Origin of the sequence: Phytopseudomonas flavescens (assembly GCF_900100535.1) — a bacterium.
In the GTDB taxonomy this organism is placed as follows: domain Bacteria; phylum Pseudomonadota; class Gammaproteobacteria; order Pseudomonadales; family Pseudomonadaceae; genus Aquipseudomonas; species Aquipseudomonas flavescens.
The window spans coordinates 39,214-56,480 of the sequence record NZ_FNDG01000005.1 but is presented as its reverse complement, the minus strand read 5'-3'; the positions used below and the strand labels follow the sequence as shown (position 1 = coordinate 56,480).

Annotated in this window: 17 protein-coding genes; 8 read left to right on the top strand and 9 right to left on the bottom strand. The window is 65.5% G+C overall.

Translation table 11 applies throughout. The annotated features are described in order from the left end of the window. Nucleotides 1–106: 106 nt before the first annotated feature. Nucleotides 107–361, top strand: coding sequence for a hypothetical protein (locus tag BLR94_RS08010; protein WP_084304238.1), 255 nt, complete (start codon nucleotides 107–109; stop codon nucleotides 359–361). A gap of 99 nt (nucleotides 362–460) precedes the next feature. Then, complete coding sequence (locus BLR94_RS08005) at nucleotides 461–1,225, top strand: YdcF family protein (RefSeq protein WP_084304237.1); 765 nt, start codon at nucleotides 461–463, stop codon at nucleotides 1,223–1,225. 376 nt (nucleotides 1,226–1,601) lie between these two features. Here the strand turns inward: BLR94_RS08005 and lnt are convergent, their stop codons facing one another. The 5 genes from lnt to miaB all read right to left on the bottom strand — a co-directional run bounded on the left by lnt (nucleotide 1,602) and on the right by miaB (nucleotide 7,106). Beyond that, nucleotides 1,602–3,119, bottom strand: a complete 1,518-nt coding sequence (gene lnt / locus BLR94_RS08000; protein ID WP_084304236.1) for an apolipoprotein N-acyltransferase — start codon at nucleotides 3,117–3,119, stop codon at nucleotides 1,602–1,604. A 57-nt stretch (nucleotides 3,120–3,176) separates the two neighbouring features. Then, nucleotides 3,177–4,013 carry an HlyC/CorC family transporter gene (locus tag BLR94_RS07995; RefSeq protein ID WP_084304235.1) on the bottom strand — a complete coding sequence of 279 codons (837 nt, stop codon included), beginning with the start codon at nucleotides 4,011–4,013 and terminating at the stop codon, nucleotides 3,177–3,179. A gap of 25 nt (nucleotides 4,014–4,038) precedes the next feature. Further along, nucleotides 4,039–4,497, bottom strand: coding sequence for an rRNA maturation RNase YbeY (ybeY, locus tag BLR94_RS07990; protein WP_084304234.1), 459 nt, complete (start codon nucleotides 4,495–4,497; stop codon nucleotides 4,039–4,041). Next, nucleotides 4,494–5,513: a PhoH family protein gene (locus BLR94_RS07985; RefSeq protein ID WP_084304233.1), complete on the bottom strand. Its 1,020-nt coding sequence runs from the start codon at nucleotides 5,511–5,513 to the stop codon at nucleotides 4,494–4,496. The genes ybeY and BLR94_RS07985 overlap by 4 nt, the downstream gene beginning before the upstream one ends. Nucleotides 5,514–5,771: 258 nt before the next feature. Further along, entirely contained in the window at nucleotides 5,772–7,106 is a 1,335-nt protein-coding gene (gene miaB / locus BLR94_RS07980) for a tRNA (N6-isopentenyl adenosine(37)-C2)-methylthiotransferase MiaB (protein WP_084304232.1), read from the bottom strand. Between the two features lie 208 nt (nucleotides 7,107–7,314). On the opposite strand from miaB, the gene BLR94_RS07975 reads away from it, so the two are divergent. Beyond that, complete coding sequence (locus BLR94_RS07975; RefSeq protein WP_084304231.1) at nucleotides 7,315–7,641, top strand: DUF1820 family protein; 327 nt, start codon at nucleotides 7,315–7,317, stop codon at nucleotides 7,639–7,641. 117 nt (nucleotides 7,642–7,758) lie between these two features. Here BLR94_RS07975 and BLR94_RS07970 read toward each other — a convergent pair whose 3' ends face one another. The 4 genes from BLR94_RS07970 to BLR94_RS07955 all read right to left on the bottom strand — a co-directional run bounded on the left by BLR94_RS07970 (nucleotide 7,759) and on the right by BLR94_RS07955 (nucleotide 11,334). Then, nucleotides 7,759–8,307: a tetratricopeptide repeat protein gene (locus BLR94_RS07970; protein WP_084304230.1), complete on the bottom strand. Its 549-nt coding sequence runs from the start codon at nucleotides 8,305–8,307 to the stop codon at nucleotides 7,759–7,761. Between the two features lie 240 nt (nucleotides 8,308–8,547). Next, nucleotides 8,548–9,837 (bottom strand): glutamate-1-semialdehyde 2,1-aminomutase, encoded by a 1,290-nt coding sequence (gene hemL / locus BLR94_RS07965; protein WP_084304229.1) that lies wholly within the window; start codon nucleotides 9,835–9,837, stop codon nucleotides 8,548–8,550. Between the two features lie 22 nt (nucleotides 9,838–9,859). Continuing rightward, nucleotides 9,860–10,498, bottom strand: a complete 639-nt coding sequence (thiE, locus tag BLR94_RS07960; RefSeq protein ID WP_084304228.1) for a thiamine phosphate synthase — start codon at nucleotides 10,496–10,498, stop codon at nucleotides 9,860–9,862. Then, complete coding sequence (locus tag BLR94_RS07955) at nucleotides 10,498–11,334, bottom strand: bifunctional hydroxymethylpyrimidine kinase/phosphomethylpyrimidine kinase (protein ID WP_084304227.1); 837 nt, start codon at nucleotides 11,332–11,334, stop codon at nucleotides 10,498–10,500. Before BLR94_RS07955 ends, thiE begins: the two co-directional genes overlap by 1 nt. A gap of 240 nt (nucleotides 11,335–11,574) precedes the next feature. Between BLR94_RS07955 and BLR94_RS07950 the strand changes: the two genes are divergently transcribed. From BLR94_RS07950 to BLR94_RS07930, 5 genes are all read left to right on the top strand, one after another. Next, the gene (locus BLR94_RS07950) at nucleotides 11,575–12,759 is read left to right on the top strand and encodes an MFS transporter (RefSeq protein WP_084304471.1); all 1,185 of its coding nucleotides are present in this window, start codon (nucleotides 11,575–11,577) and stop codon (nucleotides 12,757–12,759) included. A 106-nt stretch (nucleotides 12,760–12,865) separates the two neighbouring features. Continuing rightward, nucleotides 12,866–13,630: a siderophore ferric iron reductase gene (locus tag BLR94_RS07945; protein WP_084304226.1), complete on the top strand. Its 765-nt coding sequence runs from the start codon at nucleotides 12,866–12,868 to the stop codon at nucleotides 13,628–13,630. Further along, nucleotides 13,618–14,385: an ABC transporter ATP-binding protein gene (locus BLR94_RS07940; RefSeq protein ID WP_084304225.1), complete on the top strand. Its 768-nt coding sequence runs from the start codon at nucleotides 13,618–13,620 to the stop codon at nucleotides 14,383–14,385. Before BLR94_RS07945 ends, BLR94_RS07940 begins: the two co-directional genes overlap by 13 nt. Before the next feature lie 2 nt (nucleotides 14,386–14,387). Continuing rightward, entirely contained in the window at nucleotides 14,388–16,397 is a 2,010-nt protein-coding gene (fhuB, locus tag BLR94_RS07935) for a Fe(3+)-hydroxamate ABC transporter permease FhuB (protein WP_084304224.1), read from the top strand. Beyond that, nucleotides 16,394–17,257, top strand: coding sequence for an ABC transporter substrate-binding protein (locus tag BLR94_RS07930; protein WP_084304223.1), 864 nt, complete (start codon nucleotides 16,394–16,396; stop codon nucleotides 17,255–17,257). The genes fhuB and BLR94_RS07930 overlap by 4 nt, the downstream gene beginning before the upstream one ends. Nucleotides 17,258–17,267 lie beyond the last annotated feature (10 nt).

The following is a 17,267-nucleotide window of genomic DNA, read 5'->3' as shown; positions in this document are numbered from 1 at the left end:
GCTGATTGCTCCGGCGGTTGGCGGCATTCACCGTTTGTCGCGGTACCCGGCTCGGCACGTGACGAACGCTAAGCTTGCCTGATGGCGTGCCGGCACGAGGTGTGCGATGGAGCATTCAACAGACGATGCAAACGAGGACGATCCCTGTGGACGGCTGCTGCAGCGGCTGACATCGGCGCTCGACGAGGCCGACAGCCTGGCGCGTCTGTCCGACGCGCCGTCCGGGGATATGGAGGTGCGTGGCCTGTCGGCTGCCGAGCTGGCGCTGATCATGGCCTATCTGGCCAATGACCGGGACTGGCTGAAGGTCTGGTATGCCATGTCCGCGCAACGCTGCGCATCGGGCGGGTTGCCATTGTAGCCGCTGTCGCCAGCCCTCCAGGGCTGCTGCGCCTGAGCTCGCGGCTTGCGCTGAAACGTCATCAGACCCTAGGCTTCGACCCTTTCCCGGAGGTGCCCGATGCCGCTTCGCTACCTGCTCAAGCAATGCTTCATGCCGCCTGGCATTCTGCTGTTTCTGCTGTTGTTCGCCTGGTTCCTGCGTCGGCGCTTCCCACGGCTGGCGGCGTGCTGTTTCACCTTCGGTCTGGGCGGTCTGTGGCTGATGAGCCTGCCGCTGGCCGTCGAGGGGACGGCGCGGCTGATCGAGACGGAGCCTGCGCTGAGCCAGGCGCAGTGGGCCGGTTTGGCGCAGCGCGCGGATGCGATCATCGTATTGGGCGGCGGGCGGGAGTCGGCGGATCCGGCCTGGGGCGGCGATCAGCCCAGCGCGATGGCGCTGGAGCGCACCCGTTATGCGGCGCGCCTGGCCAAGGCGTCCGGCCTGCCAGTGCTGACCAGCGGCGGCCTGCATTTCGGCCGTCCACCGAGCGAGGCGGCGCTGATGGCCGAGGTAATGGGCGAAGACCTGGGTGTCGACGTTCGCTGGCGGGAAGAGCGCAGCCGCACCACTTGGGAAAACGCCCTGGAAAGCGCCGCCATGCTGCAGCCCGAGGGTATCCGCCGCGTGGTGCTGGTTACCCAGGCCTGGCACATGCCCCGTTCGCGCTGGAGTTTCGAGCAGGCGGGCTTCAGGGTGGTCGCCGCCCCCGTGGGCTTCATCGGTGTGCCCAACGACCGCCCGCTGGGCGGCTGGCTGCCGGAGGGCAAGGCGTTCTGGCAAAGCACCTTGCTGTTCAATGAAGTGATCGGTGCCCTGGCCTATCCGTTGGCCTATGGGCCGTAGCCTGGATTAGCCGAAGGCGTAATCCGGGTTTCGATAGTCTGAGGCTCTTTTCATCCACCATAGCGATCGCAGAGCGGTGGACGGATGAAGCGTCGTCCACCCTACAAATGGCCGCTCCCGCCTTCTGGCCGCCGTTCAGCCGTTACGCCATCGGGCCAAGGCCCAACCCAGCGCGTAGGGTGGATGACGCTCTTTTCATCCACCATTGCGATCCCCGTTCGGAGTACGGTTCAAAGGCGTATCGATGTTTGCCGGCCACCATCAGTGTTGGATGGCCTGGTGGGTCGTTGACGCGTGAGCCACTCTGCGACACGCGCGTCCCCTGTGGAGTGAGCTTCAGCCCACCGCTCAGCACAATCCAGGCTGCCCCTGGGCGCTACACCGGGTCCCGGCGACGCTGGAACAGCGCCCATGCCGCCAGCAGGCTGCTCAAGCTGATCAGCGGCCAGGAGCGCCATTGCAGGTATGGCGTCAGGTGCTGCATGGGTTGCACCTCACCGTACAGCGTGGCCTGTTCGAACTGTGGCAGGCGCTCGGTGATCTGCCCGAACGGGTCGATCAGTGCGGTCACACCGTTGTTGGTGGCGCGGATCATCCAGCGGCCAGCCTCCAGGGCGCGCATCTGCGCCATCTGCAGGTGCTGCAACGGGCCGATGGAGGTGCCGAACCAGGTGTCGTTGCTCACCGTCAGCAGCAGGTCGCTGTGGGCGGCCATCTCGGCGGCGAACTCCGGGTACACCACTTCGTAACAGATGAAGGTCGCGATGCGATGACCCTTGGCTTCCAGTAGGGGTTGGTCGTGCTCGCCACGGGCGAAGTCGGACATCGGCAGATCGAAGAAGGCGATCAGGCCGCGCAGCACTTCCTGCAGCGGCACGTACTCACCGAAAGGCACCAGGCGCTGCTTGAGGTAGTCGCCGCTGCCCTGGCCGATCACGCTGACAGCGTTGTAATAGCGCGATTCGCCACGCTCGTTGGGCTGGCGGATCGGCACACCGGTGATCAGTGCGCTCCGACGGTCACTGGCGAAGCGGTCCATCATGCTCAGGTAACCGGTGGCCTGCTCCTTGAGTACCGGTATCGCGGTTTCCGGCCAGATCAGCAGGTCGGTCGGTTGGCTGGCGAAGCTCATGTCACGGTACAGCGCCAGTTGCGCGTTGAGCTGCACCGGATCCCATTTGAGATTCTGCGCCACGTTGCCCTGAATCGCCGCGACGCTCAGGGGCTGGCCGGCGGGCGCCGTCCAGGCATGGCCCTTGAGCAGCGCGCCGACCAGCCAGGGGGCGATCAGCAACGCGAGCGCCGCGCCCAGCTGTGGCTTGTTGCGATACAGACGTGGCAGGTTGGCCAGCAGTGCGGCGCTCAGTGCCAGGGCGAAGGACAGCAGCCAGACGCCGCCTACCGGCGCGAGGCCGGCCAGCGGGCCGTCAAGCTGGCTGTAGCCCGCGTAGAGCCAGGGGAAGCCGGTGAGGAACCAGCCGCGGAACGCTTCCTGCCCGACCCACAGGGCAGCGAACCCCAGGGCGTCGCTCACCGGCGCGGCATCACGGCGTAACCACAGGGCCCACAGCCAGGCAGTCAGTGCGAAGAACAGGCCGAGCCCGGCGACGAAGCCCAGGGTCAGGAAGGCGGCCAGGGGGGGCGAAGCAGCACCGTAGTCGTGAATGCTCACGTACACCCAGCTGGTGCCGGAGGCGAACAGCCCGAAGCCGTACCACCAGCCGCGCCACGCGGCCTGGCGCGGCGTCAGCTCGCGCAGGCCGCGATAGAGCAGGGCGATCGACAGCAGTGCCAGCGGCCAGATGCCGTAGGGTGCCAGGGCCAGGGTGGTCAGCGCGCCGGCCAGCAGGGCGATCAGGTTGCCGGGCCAGCCCGGGCGGAACAGTCGGGTCATCGGAACGCTCGAGAGAGGGGGAAAGCAGGCGCCCCGCGTACAGGGCGCCACGACGCGTCAGCGCGCCAAGGGCGTCAGACGCAGCAGGTGCACGCGGCGGCTGTCCGCGTTCAGCACGCGGAAGCGGAACTCGCCGATCACCGTCACTTCGTTGCGCTTGGGCAGGTGGCCGAAGGCACTCATCACCAGACCGCCGACGGTGTCGAACTCATCGTCCGAGAAGTCGGTGCCGAAGGCGTCGTTGAAGTGGTCGATGGGGGTCAGCGCCTTGACCAGGAAGTCACCACTGGGCAGTGGCTTGACGTAGCTGTCTTCTTCGACGTCGTGTTCGTCCTCGATGTCGCCGACGATCTGCTCGAGCACGTCTTCGATGGTCACCAGGCCGGCGACGCCACCGTATTCGTCGATCACCACGGCCATGTGGTTGTGGTTGGCGCGAAACTCGCGTAGCAGCACGTTGAGGCGCTTGGACTCGGGCACGAAGGTGGCCGGGCGCAGCATGTCGCGGATGTTGAAGTCGGGCTGGTCGCCGAGCAGCAGCGGCAGCAGATCCTTGGCGAGGAGGATGCCGAGCACGTCATCGAGGCTCTCACCGATTACCGGGTAGCGCGAGTGCGCGGCCTCGATGATCACCGGGAGGAATTCTTTCGGTGACTGGGTGGCCTTGATGGTGACCACCTGGGAACGCGGCACCATGATGTCGCGAACCTGCAGGTCGGCGACCTGGATGGCGCCTTCGACGATGGCCAGGGCCTCGCTGTCGAGCAGTTTGTTCTGGTGCGCATCGCGCAGGACTTCCAGCAGTTCCTGGCGGTTCTTCGGCTCATGAGCAAAAGCCTGGGTCAGTTTGTTCAACCAGGACTTCTGCTCGTTGCTCGATCGGTCTTCGCTCATGGGGTTTTACTCGGGATCCTTGCTTCTATTCGTCGCCGGCGTACGGGTCGGGATGACCCAGCTCGGCGAGCAATAATCGTTCCAGCGCTTCCATCTCCTCGGCTTCCTCATCATCGATGTGGTCATAGCCGAGCAGGTGCAGGCAGCCGTGTATCACCAGATGCGCCCAATGCGCCTCCAGTGCCTTGCCTTGTTCGATGGCCTCGCGCTCGACCACTGGCACGCAGATCACCAGGTCGCCGAGCAGCGGAATATCCAATAACTCATCAGGCACGTCGGCGGGAAAGGACAGTACGTTGGTGGCGTAGTCCTTGTGTCGCCAGGTATGGTTGAGCGCGCGGCCTTCGGCCTCGTCGACCAGGCGGATGGTCAGCTCCGAGTCCGCCGTGCGCTGGCGCAGGGCCAGCTCGCACCAGGCTAGAAAGGCACCCGTGGCGGGGAGGTGGTCGCCGTCACTGGCGACCTGCAGATCCAGCTCGATCATCGGTCGGACCTGGCACCCGGGTCGTTGTCCGCCGGCCGGCGGTCGAAGGGCTGGTGTTCGGCGTCGAAACGCTCGTACGCCTCGACGATGCGCTGCACCAGCGGGTGGCGCACCACGTCCTTGGGCTTGAAATGGGTGAAGCTGATGCCGGGTACGCCTTTGAGCACGTCCATCACGTGAGTCAGGCCGCTCTTGGTGCCGCGCGGCAGGTCGACCTGGGTGATGTCGCCGGTGATCACCGCAGTGGAACCGAAGCCGATGCGGGTCAGGAACATTTTCATCTGCTCCATGGTGGTGTTCTGGCTCTCGTCGAGAATGATGAAGCTGTTGTTCAGCGTGCGACCGCGCATGTAGGCCAGCGGCGCGACCTCGATCACCTGCTTCTCGATCAGCTTGGCGACCTGCTCGAAGCCGAGCATCTCGTAGAGCGCGTCGTACAGCGGGCGCAGGTAGGGGTCGATCTTCTGCGACAGGTCGCCAGGCAGGAAACCGAGCTTCTCGCCGGCCTCGACCGCCGGGCGCACCAGCAGGATGCGGCGGATCTGCTCGCGTTCCAGGGCATCCACTGCGGCGGCCACGGCCAGGTAGGTCTTGCCGGTACCGGCCGGGCCGATGCCGAAGTTGATGTCATGGTCGAGGATCGCCTTGACGTAAAGCTGCTGATTGGCGCCCCGCGGACGAATCATGCCCTTGCGGGTACGCAAGGCGATGTTCAGGTGGGCGCCAGGGTTGTTCAATTCCTCGATCCCCGACTCCTGCAGGAACAGGTGCACCATGTCCGGTGACAGCTCGCTGCTGCCAGTTTCACGGTACAAGCGGCGCAGCAGGTTTTCGGCAGAGGTGGTCTGTTCGGGTGCGCCGAGCAGTTCGAACTGATTGCCGCGGTTGCGGATCTCGATCCCCAGGCGTGATTCGATCAGGCGCAGGTGTTCGTCGAATTGCCCGCTGAGGTTGGCGAAGCGCTTGGCTTCGAAGGGCTCGAGGGTGAAGCGATGAGGTTCTATGGAAGTATTCAAAGTCGTATTTTGGCCGCCAGTCGGCTGGGTTGAAGGCAGAGGATAGCGCTAGCCGCCGTTGGGGGAAAGCGCGGCCGATGACCGCGTTGCGGGTGATTGATCGACACGCCTGGGATTTCTTTCTGAGTAACGCTGCGCTCAACGCCAGGCTACCCGCAGGTGGATCGCGTCTTATCGATCCACCGAACCGGTTCGGTGTGGCAAGGCTGGATGAGAACAGCGTCATCCACCAGCTCGCTGCCTTCGCTTCGCGAAGGCTCAGTGGCGCTCGATCAACGTGCCGCGCAGGGAGTGTGGCATCGCTTCGTCGATGTGCACGTCGACGAACTGGCCGATCAGGCGCGGGTTGTCGCAGGGGAAATTGACGTAGCGGTTGTTCTCGGTACGGCCCTGCAGCTTGCCCGGGTCCTTTTTCGAGAAGTCGCTGACCAGAATGCGCTGCACGCTGCCGACCATGCGTCGGCTGTTTTCGAAGCCCTGCTGGTTGAGGCGGTTCTGCAGGATCTGCAGGCGCTGCTTCTTCACCTCTTCAGGGGTGTCGTCGAGCAGGTCCGCTGCCGGGGTGCCGGGGCGCGAGCTGTAGACGAAGGAGTAGGAGAAGTCGAAGGCGACATCCTGCACCAGCTTCATGGTCTGCTCGAAGTCCTTCTCGGTTTCCCCGGGGAAGCCGATGATGAAGTCCGAACTGATGACGATGTCCGGTACCGCGGCCCTGAGCTTGCGGATGCGCGACTTGTATTCCAGTGCGGTGTGGTTGCGCTTCATCGCCGCGAGAATGCGGTCGGAGCCCGACTGTACCGGCAGGTGGAGGAATTTCACCAGTTCCGGGATCTCGGCATGGGCGCGAATCAGCGCATCGGAGAATTCCAGCGGGTGGCTGGTGGTGTAGCGAATGCGGTCGATGCCGTCGATGGCCGCCACCAGGTAAAGCAACTCGGCGAAGTCGGCGATGCCGCCTTCACGGGTCGTACCGCGGTAGCCGTTGACGTTCTGGCCGAGCAGGGTGACTTCGCGCACACCATTCTCGGCCAGGTGGATGATCTCCCCCAGGACGTCGTCCAGCGGACGGCTGACTTCTTCGCCGCGGGTGTAGGGCACCACGCAGAAGGTGCAGTACTTGCTGCAGCCTTCCATTACCGAGACGAAGGCGCTGGGGCCATCGACCCGCGGCTCGGGCAGGCGGTCGAACTTCTCGATCTCCGGGAAGGAGATGTCCACCTGGGCGATCTTGGTGCTGCGCGCGGCATCGATCATCTCCGGCAGGCGGTGCAGGGTCTGCGGGCCGAACACCACGTCGACGTAGGGCGCGCGGTCGCGTATCGCCGCGCCTTCCTGGCTGGCCACGCAGCCACCGACACCGATCACCAGGTCCGGGTTCTCCAGCTTCAGCTCACGCCAGCGACCGAGCTGGGAGAACACCTTGTCCTGGGCCTTTTCGCGGATCGAGCAGGTATTGAGCAGGATGACGTCGGCGTCTTCCGGGCGGTCGGTCACTTCCAGAGCCTGATGCTCGCCCAGCAGGTCGACCATGCGCGAGCTGTCGTACTCGTTCATCTGGCAACCGTGGGTTTCGATATAGAGCTTCTTGGTCATGGCACTGCCTGGAATGATTGAAAAGGTGTTCAGGAAACATTTCCGACGTCGCCTCGGCGACGGCCATGCAGGCCTGCCCGGAAAATGACCGCGCATTATAGGGGGCTTGGCCGACGGAGGCCACAATCCATGGACAAGAGGGGCGACGAAGCAGTCGAGAGCCGTGCTAAGATTCGCGCCCTTTTCGACTGCCAGCCAATCGTTACCCATGACCAAGCGTGAACCGATCTACAAGGTGATTTTCCTCAACCAGGGCCAGGTGTACGAGATGTATGCCAAGCAGATCTTCCAGAGCGATCTGTGGGGGTTCCTGGAGATCGAGGAGTTCGTCTTCGGCGAACGTACCCAGGTCGTCGTCGACCCCAGCGAGGAAAAGCTCAAGGCTCAATTCGATGGCGTGGTGCGCAGCTTCGTGCCTATGCATTCGATCGTGCGCATCGACGAGGTCGAGCGCCTGGGCACGCCGAAGATCAGCGAGGCCAAGGGGGGCGGCAACGTGATGGCGTTTCCGATGCCGCCGCTGCCGGATAAATAGCCGCGGCAAGGCAGACGTGGCCGCCCGGGTCTCGGGGGTAACTCGACAGTGGTCATGTTGCGCCGTCCAGATGCCGCCAAGCGCCGCGCGGGCGCGGCTGCTAGCCGGTGTGCAGGGTCACTTCAGCGGTGCGAAGGGGGAAAGGCCGTCGGCAGCCTGCAGTTCCTGCAGGTAGTTGCGGAAGATCTGCCCCAGTACCTGAGTGGCCACTTCCAGTTCCGCTCTGGGCATCTGCAGCGACACCTCGTCAGCGCTGTCCATGGCTTCGTCCGAGCCATTGACCGCCGCCATCTTCAGCACGATGTAGGCCTGCACATTGTTGGCGGCCACCCCTTCGCCACGGAAGAACATCATGCCCAGGTGGTATTGCGCCTGGGCGTGTCCCTGCAACGATGCCCGCTCGAACCAGGCCAGGGCCTGCGGCAGGTCACGCTCGGTGGCCCGGTCGTCGTAATAGAACTCGCCAAGCTCGTATTGCGCCTGGGCGTCTCCACCTTCCGCGCTCTGCCGGCAAGCCTGTAGGGCATCGGCCAGGTCTTCACGGCCGACATTCAGCGAACAGCTGCCGGTCGCCGGGATCAGCAATGAGTTTCCATCCGCCAGTGCGAGCAATGGCAGGAGGAGCAACAGGCAGCCCAGGGACAGGGTGCGGCCGGTGCGGTTCATGAAGATCCGGATACCTCGGGGTGTCTACAAGGTGGATGAATGGCGAGCCACATGATTGGTCATCGCATTATGAAATAAGCCGCACCGTTCTTACAAAGTGTTTGCCGGCTTTTCTGACCCATCGCAGCGCGTGCAGGTCACCACTGGCTGCGAAGTGCGTACCGGGGCGGCTCAAACTGGCGGCCGCCAGTGCCTGCATGCAAGCCGCTCGGCACTGCTGCGTGGCAAGCGTGCCGACGATCACGCCTGGCTGAGGCTGGCGAAGGCACGCTCGGCGGCATCCAGGGTCTGTTTCAGCTCGGCATCGCCATGGGCGATGGAGGTGAACCCTGCCTCGAAGGCACTGGGCGCCAGGTAGACGCCGCCTTCCAGCATCAGATGGAAGAAGCGCTTGAAGCGTTCGGCATCGCTGGCCATCACGTCGTCGAAGGTGACGATGTCGTCAGCGCCGCTGAAGTACAGCCCGAACATGCCACCCGCCTGGGTGGTGACGAAGGGGATGCCGGCGGCATCGGCGCGATCCTGCAGGCCTTGCAGCAGCTTGCTGGTGTAGGCGCTCAGTTCGGCATGGAAGCCAGGGCGGCTGATCAGCTTCAGGGTGGTCAGGCCGGCGGCCATGGCCAGCGGGTTGCCGGACAGCGTACCGGCCTGGTAGACCGGTCCGAGAGGGGCTATGCGCTCCATGATCGCGCGTTTGCCGCCGAAGCAGCCCACCGGCATGCCGCCGCCGATGATCTTGCCGAAGGTCGACAGGTCCGGCATCACCCCGTAATGCGCCTGGGCGCCGCCGAGGGAGACGCGGAAGCCGGTCATCACTTCGTCGAAGATCAGCACCACGCCGTGCCGGTCGCAGAGGCTGCGCAGGCCTTCGAGGAAGCCGGGTGCCGGCGGTACGCAATTCATGTTGCCGGCGACCGGCTCGACGATGATGCAGGCGACCTCGCTGCCGACCTTGCCGAGCATCTCGGCGACCGCGTCGATATCGTTGAACGGCAGGGTCAAGGTGTGCCTGGCGAAGGCCGCCGGCACGCCCGCGGAGTTCGGCACGCCCTGGGTCAGCGCCCCGGAGCCGGCCTTGACCAGCAGGCTGTCGGAGTGGCCGTGGTAGCAGCCTTCGAACTTGATGATGCTGTCGCGGCCGGTATAGCCACGGGCCAGGCGGATGGCGCTCATGGTCGCTTCGGTGCCGGAGCTGACCATGCGCACCATTTCCATGGACGGCACCAGCGCGCAGACCAGGTCGGCCATTTCCGTCTCCATGGCGGTCGGCGCACCATAGGACAGACCATGGTCGAGCTGGCGGCGTACCGCGTCGATCACGTCGGGATGGCTGTGGCCAAGGATCATCGGCCCCCATGAGCCGACGTAGTCGACATAGCGCTTGTCATCTTCATCGGTCACGTAGGCGCCTTGCGCGTGCTTGAAGAACAGCGGCGTACCACCCACGCTCCTGAAGGCGCGAACCGGCGAGTTGACGCCTCCAGGAATGTGTTTCTGGGCGTTGGCGAAGAGGATTTCGGAGCGGGACATGATGGAGCCTCTTGAAAATGAATTAGGCCGTCGGAAACAGGGCGCTGAAGGCCCGCGCGCGGCGTTCGACCTCGGCAGCCGAATCGGCGGCGAACAGGGCGTGGATCACCGCGAGCATGCTGGCACCGCTTTCTATCAAGGGTGCGGCGTTGTGCAGGTCGATGCCACCGATGGCGACGATCGGCAACTGAATCCGCGCCTTGGCAGTGGCCAGCAGCTCGACAGTGGCGGCCGCTGCGCCAGGTTTGGTATGGGAGTTGAAGAACCGTCCGAAGGCCACGTAACTGGCGCCTTCCCGGGCGGCCTGTTCGGCCAGTTCCAAGCGGGCGTGGCAGGTGCCGCCGACGATCGCCTGGCGGCCGAGCAGGGCACGGGCCACGGCCAGCGAGCCATCCTCCTGGCCGAGGTGCAGGCCGACGCCCAGGCGGGCGGCCAGCTCGGCATCATCGTTGATGATCAGCGCCGCGCCGTAGCGTTCGCAGAGGCCACGCAGGGCTTCGGCCTGGCGCAGGCGACGGGCCTCGTCGGCGGATTTGTCGCGGTATTGGAGCAGGCGCGCGCCGCCAGCCAGAGCGGCCTCGACATAGGGCAGCAGCTTGCCGCCGGCGAGCAACTGGCTGTCGGTAATGGCGTACAGGCCACGCAACCTGGGCGCGGCCATCAGCAGAAGTCCAGCGGCAGGCGGCGGGGCACGTACTGGCCGCGACCCGGTTGCTCGGCGTCGCGCAGGGTGCGCCAGGTGTAATCCAGGGCGGTTTCGACTGCACTGATCAGCTCCTGTCCCAGGGCCACGCGACCGGCGAGGGTGCTGGCCAGGGTGCAGCCGGAGCCGTGATAGCTGCCGGGTAGCCGCGGGCAGGTGAAGGTGTGCCGGCTGCCATCGCGCAGGTACAGCCGGTTGTGCACCTGATCGCTTTCGTCGCCATGGCCACCGGTGATCAGCAGATGACTGATATGTGGCAGCAGCCTGGCCGCGCACTCATCGGCCGTGCCGTCCGGCAGTTCGGCGAGAATGCGCGCTTCCGGCAGGTTGGGCGTGGCGATGGTGGCTGCCGCGAACAGCCGTTCGCGCAGGGCGAAACCGACTTCGTCCTTGCCCAGGGCGCCGCCACCGCCGGCACGCAGTACCGGGTCGCAGACCAGGGGCACCCCTGGCAAGCTGTCCATGATCATCAGCACGGTTTCGACCATCTCCAGCGAGCCGAGCATGCCCAGCTTGACCGCCGCCACCGGCATGTCGGCGATCACTGCGTGGGCCTGTGCCAGCACCCAGTCGCGGTCGAGCACACGGAAGTCGCTGACATCGACCGTGTCCTGCACGGTCAGCGCGGTGACTGCGGGAGCGGCGTGGCAGCCCTGGGCCAGCAGCGCCTCGATGTCGGCCTGCAGGCCGGCACCACCACTCGGGTCGTGGCCGGAGAGGCACAGCACCACCGGGCGTGAGGGGGCGAGGCGGGCGCTGCTGCGCTGGTAGTCAGGGAGGCCGAAGTCGATCATCTGTGTCGCGGATTCCGGTTTACGGGTACGGCGGCAGGCGCCCTACCTGGTTGATCGGGCTCGCGCCAGCGGGTGGCCGGCGGCATTTTCGTGGGGTGCGAGCTTAACATTTAATGCGTCGTAGTGAGTCCGGATCGTCTCGCGAGGGCAGTGACGCAGCCTCACCATTGAGCGTAGCGGTTCGCGTTTATACGTCGGCCCATGCATCATGCAGCGCCCAGCCCGCTGCTGTGCCGAACCATGAACCTGCGTTTCTATCTGATTGCCATGACCGCCCTGGCGGTGGTCACCGACAACCTGATCATTCCCTTCTACCCGCAGTATTTCGCCGAGCGTTTCGACTATCCGCCGCCCGAGCATGCGGGCCTCTACCTGGCGGCGATCAGCCTGACGGTGATGGCCGTGTTCCCGCTATGGGCGCGGCTGGCCAAGCGTCTTCATCCGGTGCGGATCCTGGTCGGCGCGCAGTTCATGGCCGGCGCCCTGACCGCGGCGCTGACCTTCATCGACTCGCTGCCGCTATTCTGGGTGGTGTCGTTGACGATGATCGTGTTCAAGGGCAGTTATCTGCTGATGTATCCCTACGTGATGAGCCTGCAGCAGCACGACAGCCACACCCAGACCATCGGCACGCTGTCGGTGGTGGTGCACTTCGGGGCGATTCTCGGCGCCGCGGCGGGCGGGCTGGTGCTGCAGGTGCTGGCCATCGGCGATGTGTTCCTGATCATGGCGGCCGGCGATTTCATCCAGATGGCCATCTGCATGCACCTGATTCGCGGGCACCTGCCGCGCAGTGGTGAGCCTGTCGAAGCGGCCCCCGGCGAGGGCGAAACGGTCGCCGGCACCGCGCCCCGCAGCCTGCTGGCCATCTACCGGCTCTGTGTGGTGATGCTGTTGTTCTATTTCGTCGCCTATGTCACCCGGCCGTTCTTCGCGGTGTACTGGCAGCAGGTGGCGACCTGGAACAGCGAGCTGATGGCCGGTTTCGTGTATTCCCTGCCGGGCGCCGTGGCGGTGTTCGCCCTGTGGTGGAGCCGGCGTTCGACGGCCAGGGGAGCGACCCGCGATGGCATCCTTGCCGGCCTGCTGCTGGGGGCGGCTGCGACCTTCATCCAGGGCTTCGATAATCAGTGGCTGATTCTGCTCGGACGGGTGCTGTTCGGCTGGGCGCTGTACCAGGTCACGGTGCGCCTGGACGCTTTGCTGTTCGAATTGAGCACGCCGGAGAACTACGCGGTGGATTTCAGCAAGATCAATATCTTCCAGTGCCTGGGCACCATGGGGGCTTCCTATGGCGCGGGTCTGCTGGTCAGCCACTATGGCCAGCACATGCCGTTCTGGGTCGGTGCGCTGGGGCTGCTGGTCACCGCGGCGGTCTTCCCGCTGCTGATTGGCAAGTCGCCGGAAGTGACCGTCCGCGAATGATAATTTGATGCGTTCGCAAATGCCGTGGTTAAATTCGTGATCCGCTGGGCAGGCTTCAGGTTGGCGCAGCGTGACCGTCAGGCATTTTCTTCGGGGCCGATTCACGATGCACCAGGCCAACAGCGACCTCGCGCAACTACTCGATATCACCGCGCGTACCCTGCCGGGCATTCCCGCGCGAGTGGGTGTCAGCGCTGATGACGAACTTGCCTGTGGCGCGGCTGGCAACCAGGCGCGAATCGCTGCCTTCTACGGGCACCTGCAGTCGAGCTTTCCCGAGGCCGGGGCGCATTACTGGACGGTGCGCACCTGGACACTGCTGATCTGGCAACCCATCTACCTGAGCCTGTTCGGTGTGCATCTCGCCGAGCGTGCGCCTTGCCTCGACGGCATGGGGCAGACCGTGTGCGACAACATGGTCTACGGTTTCTGCCTGCCTGAGCACTGCCCGCGCCGCGCCACCCAGGAGGGGCTTATCGATTTCGCCGCCGGGCAATTGCAGCAACTGGTGGAGCGCCAGTGGCAGGAGTTCGACGCGGTGGCCGCTATTCACCACAAGCTGGCTCGGCGCCTGCAGGCCGATTGCGTGCTGGGCGCGTTGCTGATGATCCAGCGGCAACAGTCCCTGGCCAACGAGCGCCTGCAGCAGCTGGAAGGGCGTTGGTTGGATGCGCTCGATCTGCGCGGCAGCAGCTCGCTGATCGAAGTGCGCCTGGACGATGGCCGCCAGCGCCTGGCCCTGGGCCGCAAGGTCTGTTGCCAGCACTTTCGCCGCGCCGATGGCCAGTTGTGCAGCACCTGTCCGAAACTCAAGCAGCAAGAGCGCCTGTCGCGCCTGCGCCAGGAGCTGAGTCTCGAATGTTGCGAATGAAGGACATCCAGGTATGCCGCGGCGCTCGCCTGACCCTGGCACTGGACGACCTGCAACTGGCCGGTGACCAGTTCACGGTGATCCTCGGCCATAACGGTTCGGGCAAATCGACGCTTATGAACCTGATCGCCCGGCAGTTGCAGCCGGACACCGGCACCCTGCAGCTCGACGGCAAGCCGCTGGAGCGTTTCAGTCAGCGTGAATTCGCCCGTCGGGTGGCGTTCCTGCCCCAGCGCCTGCCGGATGTCGCCGGGCTCACCGTGCGCGAGCTGGTGCGCCTCGGACGCTTTCCCTGGCGTGGCCTGCTTGGCCGCTGGCAGGCCGAGGATCAGCAGATGATCGAACAGGCCATGGCGCAGACCGATGTCGAACAGTACGCCGACCACCTCGCCGACAGCCTGTCCGGCGGCGAGCGCCAGCGTGCCTGGATCGCCATGCTGCTGGCCCAGCAGTCGCCGCTGATTCTGCTCGACGAGCCCACTTCGGCGCTGGATCTGGCGCATCAGTACGAACTGATGACGCTGCTGCGCGAACTCAACCTGGGCACCGGCCGCGGCATCGTCGCCATCCTCCACGACATCAACCTCACCGCCCGTTATGCCGACCGCATCGTCGCGCTCAAGCAGGGGCGGGTGTTCTTCGACGGCTCGCCGGACGCGCTGCTGAACCCCCCGTTGCTCAGCGCGCTTTACGACATCGATATCGAACTGATCGAGCAGCCGGGCAGTGCCCGCAAGATCGCCGTGGTGGCGTGAGCATGGACGTCTGCGGAACGCGCCCGCTCGCCAGCGAAGCGGCCAGGCAGGCGCTGCGCTACGGCCTGAGCGTCGGCCTGCTGCTGGCGTTGATGGTGGCGCACCTGCAACTGAGTACCACCTTGCCGCTGGCCCGACAGTGGGCGGTACTCGGCGGCGCGGTGCAGGATGATTTCGATGCCGTGCAATTCAACCTCTCGGCGCTGCCACGGCTGGTCATGGCCCTGCTGGTCGGCGCGGCGCTGGGGCTGTCCGGCAGCGTGCTGCAGCAATTGACGCAGAACCGTCTGGTGTCGCCGATGACCATCGGCGCTTCGTCCGGTGCCTGGCTGGGGCTGGTGTGCGCCACCTTGCTGGTGCCGACGTTCGCCGCTACCCATGGCCATTGGGCAGCGCTGTGCGGGGCCCTGCTGTCGGTCGGCCTGGTGCTGGTGATCGCCGGGCGCAACGGCATCGCCGGCTTGCCGGTGGTGTTGGCGGGCATGGCCCTGAATCTGCTGCTCGGCGCCCTGGCCGCAGGCCTGGTGTTGCTCAACAACCAGTACACCAGCGGTCTGTTCGTCTGGGGCGCCGGTGATCTCGCGCAGATCGACTGGCACTGGGTGGGCTGGTTGTGGCCCAAGTTGTTGATCGGCCTGCTGGTCATTTTCCTCGCGCCGCGTCCGTTGACCCTCCTGCAGCTGGGCAGCGAGGGCGCTCAGGCCCGCGGCCTGAACCTGTGGCCGGTGATGCTGGCGCTGTTCATGGTGTCGATCTGGATGACCTCCGTGGCGATCACCGCGGTGGGCCTGATTGGCTTCATCGGCCTGCTGACCCCCAATCTGGCGCGGCTGTTCGGCGCCCGTCGTTCCCGTGACGAGTTGCTCTACAGCCTGTTGCTCGGTGCCATCCTGCTGCTCGCCACCGATGCCCTGGCACTGCTGGCCAACCGCTGGACGGCGGATCTGCTGCCCAGCGGCGCGGCAGCGGCACTGATCGGCGCACCGGCCCTGCTGTGGCTGTCGCGGCGCCAGCTGTCGGCCGATGACGCCCGTGGCCTGGAACTGCCGCAGGGGCTGGAGCAGATGCGGCGCGGTCATGCCGTGCTGGTGGCGATGCTGGCGCTGGCCGCCGTCCTGCTGAGCCTCTGCATGGGGCGTAACAGCGTAGGCTGGCAGTTCGAGTGGCCGTCATCGCTGATCTGGGCTCTGCGTTGGCCGCGGCTGCTCACTGCGGCGGCGGCGGGCTATGGCCTGGCCATCGCCGGGGTAGTGCTGCAGCGCCTGCTGCGCAACCCGCTGGCCAGCCCGGACATTCTCGGCCTCTCGGCAGGAGCGACCCTGGCGGTGATGCTGGCGCTGATGCTCTTCGGCGGCTCGCTGCTGGGGTTCACCGCGCCGATCGCCGCCTTCATCGGCAGCCTCGCGGTACTCGCCGTGCTGTTGCTGCTCGGCCGTCGCCACCAGTATTCCCCGGCGCCGATGGCGCTGGTGGGTATTTCCCTCACGGCGCTGCTCAATGCAGCCTTGCAGTTCGGCCTGGCCAAGGGCACGGCCGATTCCTTCGCACTGCTCGGCTGGCTGGCCGGCTCGACCTATCGGGTCTCGGCGGCGCAATCCTTGTGGCTGGCCCTCGGCGTGCTGCTGCTGGGCGTGCTCAGCCTGCTCTGCCACCGCGCGCTCACGCTGATCTCCATCGGCGATGGGGTTGCCCTGAGCCGTGGCCTGCCGGTACGGACGGCCCGTCTGGCACTGCTGGTGCTGGTGTCGCTACTCTGTGCACTGGTCACCAGCCTGATGGGGCCGGTGGCCTTTCTCGGCCTGCTGGCACCCCATATGGCGGCGATTCTCGGCGCGCGGCGGGTGGTGTCGCAGCTGTTGCTCGCGGCGGCATTGGGTGGTGTGCTGATGTTGCTGGCAGACTGGCTCGGCCGCGTGCTGATTTTCCCACGGCAGCTGCCGGTCGGTATCGTCGCTTCGGTGGTGTGCGGCAGCTATTTCGTCTACCTGCTGGTCAAGAGACGCCTGGCATGAAAGGTCTGTTACGCGCTGTTTCGTTGCTGCTCTGCCTGGTCAGCGGTCTTTCCGGGGCACAGCCGCGGGTGATAGCGCTGAGCTGGGAGGCGGCCGAGCACCTGTTGAAACTGCAGATCACCCCCATCGCCGTGGCCGATGCCGAGGATTACCGCACCTGGGTGGTGCGTCCAGCGCTGCCTGACGCAGTACCAAGCGCCGGCTCGCGCACCGAGCCGAACCTGGAGCTGCTGGCGCAACTGAAGCCGGAGCTGATCGTTATACCGCCGCTGCTCGAGGACATCCGCGGCAAGCTCGAACGCATTGCCCCGGTGGCCGTCTACAGCAGCTTCAGCCAGCAGCACGACAACTACCTCGCCGCTCGTGACAACTACTTGGCCCTGGCCCAGCGCTTCGGGCGCGAGGATCAGGCGCTACGTGAGCTGGCGGCGATGCAGGCACGGGTCGACGAACTGCACCGGCGCCTGGTCGAACACTTCCGCGGGCGCCTGCCCAAGGTCGCGGTCATCCGTTTTTCCTCAACCACTGCGGTATTCATCAATGGCGCCAATTCCATGGCCGATCACGCCATGCAGTTGCTGCATCTGCAACCGGCCTATCCGTTGCCACGCAGCCCCTGGGGGATCGTGCAGGTCCCGGTGACCACCCTGGGGCGCATCGACGACGGGGTGATTCTGCATATAGAGCCCTTCGCCGGGCAGGAGCAACTGTTCGCCACGCCTCTCTGGAAAGCCATGCCATTCGTGCGTGACGGGCGCTTCGCCGCCATGCGTTCGACCTGGACCTACGGCGGAGTGTTTTCCATCGAATACCTGGCCGAAGCGATTACCGAGGCGTTGCTGCGGCTCCCCGCGCGTTGAGTGGGCTCGG

Bases quoted from the DNA above. Each gene is read 5' to 3' on its own strand.
- BLR94_RS07930 (WP_084304223.1), top strand. From the start codon at position 16,394: ATGAAAGGTCTGTTACGCGCTGTTTCGTTGCTGCTCTGCCTGGTCAGC.
- BLR94_RS07950 (WP_084304471.1), top strand. From the start codon at position 11,575: ATGAACCTGCGTTTCTATCTGATTGCCATGACCGCCCTGGCGGTGGTC.
- lnt (WP_084304236.1), bottom strand. From the start codon at position 3,119: ATGACCCGACTGTTCCGCCCGGGCTGGCCCGGCAACCTGATCGCCCTG.
- BLR94_RS07995 (WP_084304235.1), bottom strand. From the start codon at position 4,013: ATGAGCGAAGACCGATCGAGCAACGAGCAGAAGTCCTGGTTGAACAAA.
- BLR94_RS08010 (WP_084304238.1), top strand. From the start codon at position 107: ATGGAGCATTCAACAGACGATGCAAACGAGGACGATCCCTGTGGACGG.
- BLR94_RS07975 (WP_084304231.1), top strand. From the start codon at position 7,315: ATGACCAAGCGTGAACCGATCTACAAGGTGATTTTCCTCAACCAGGGC.
- BLR94_RS07955 (WP_084304227.1), bottom strand. From the start codon at position 11,334: ATGATCGACTTCGGCCTCCCTGACTACCAGCGCAGCAGCGCCCGCCTC.
- fhuB (WP_084304224.1), top strand. From the start codon at position 14,388: ATGGACGTCTGCGGAACGCGCCCGCTCGCCAGCGAAGCGGCCAGGCAG.
- miaB (WP_084304232.1), bottom strand. From the start codon at position 7,106: ATGACCAAGAAGCTCTATATCGAAACCCACGGTTGCCAGATGAACGAG.
- BLR94_RS07970 (WP_084304230.1), bottom strand. From the start codon at position 8,307: ATGAACCGCACCGGCCGCACCCTGTCCCTGGGCTGCCTGTTGCTCCTC.
- BLR94_RS08005 (WP_084304237.1), top strand. From the start codon at position 461: ATGCCGCTTCGCTACCTGCTCAAGCAATGCTTCATGCCGCCTGGCATT.
- hemL (WP_084304229.1), bottom strand. From the start codon at position 9,837: ATGTCCCGCTCCGAAATCCTCTTCGCCAACGCCCAGAAACACATTCCT.
- ybeY (WP_084304234.1), bottom strand. From the start codon at position 4,497: ATGATCGAGCTGGATCTGCAGGTCGCCAGTGACGGCGACCACCTCCCC.
- thiE (WP_084304228.1), bottom strand. From the start codon at position 10,498: ATGGCCGCGCCCAGGTTGCGTGGCCTGTACGCCATTACCGACAGCCAG.
- BLR94_RS07940 (WP_084304225.1), top strand. From the start codon at position 13,618: ATGTTGCGAATGAAGGACATCCAGGTATGCCGCGGCGCTCGCCTGACC.
- BLR94_RS07945 (WP_084304226.1), top strand. From the start codon at position 12,866: ATGCACCAGGCCAACAGCGACCTCGCGCAACTACTCGATATCACCGCG.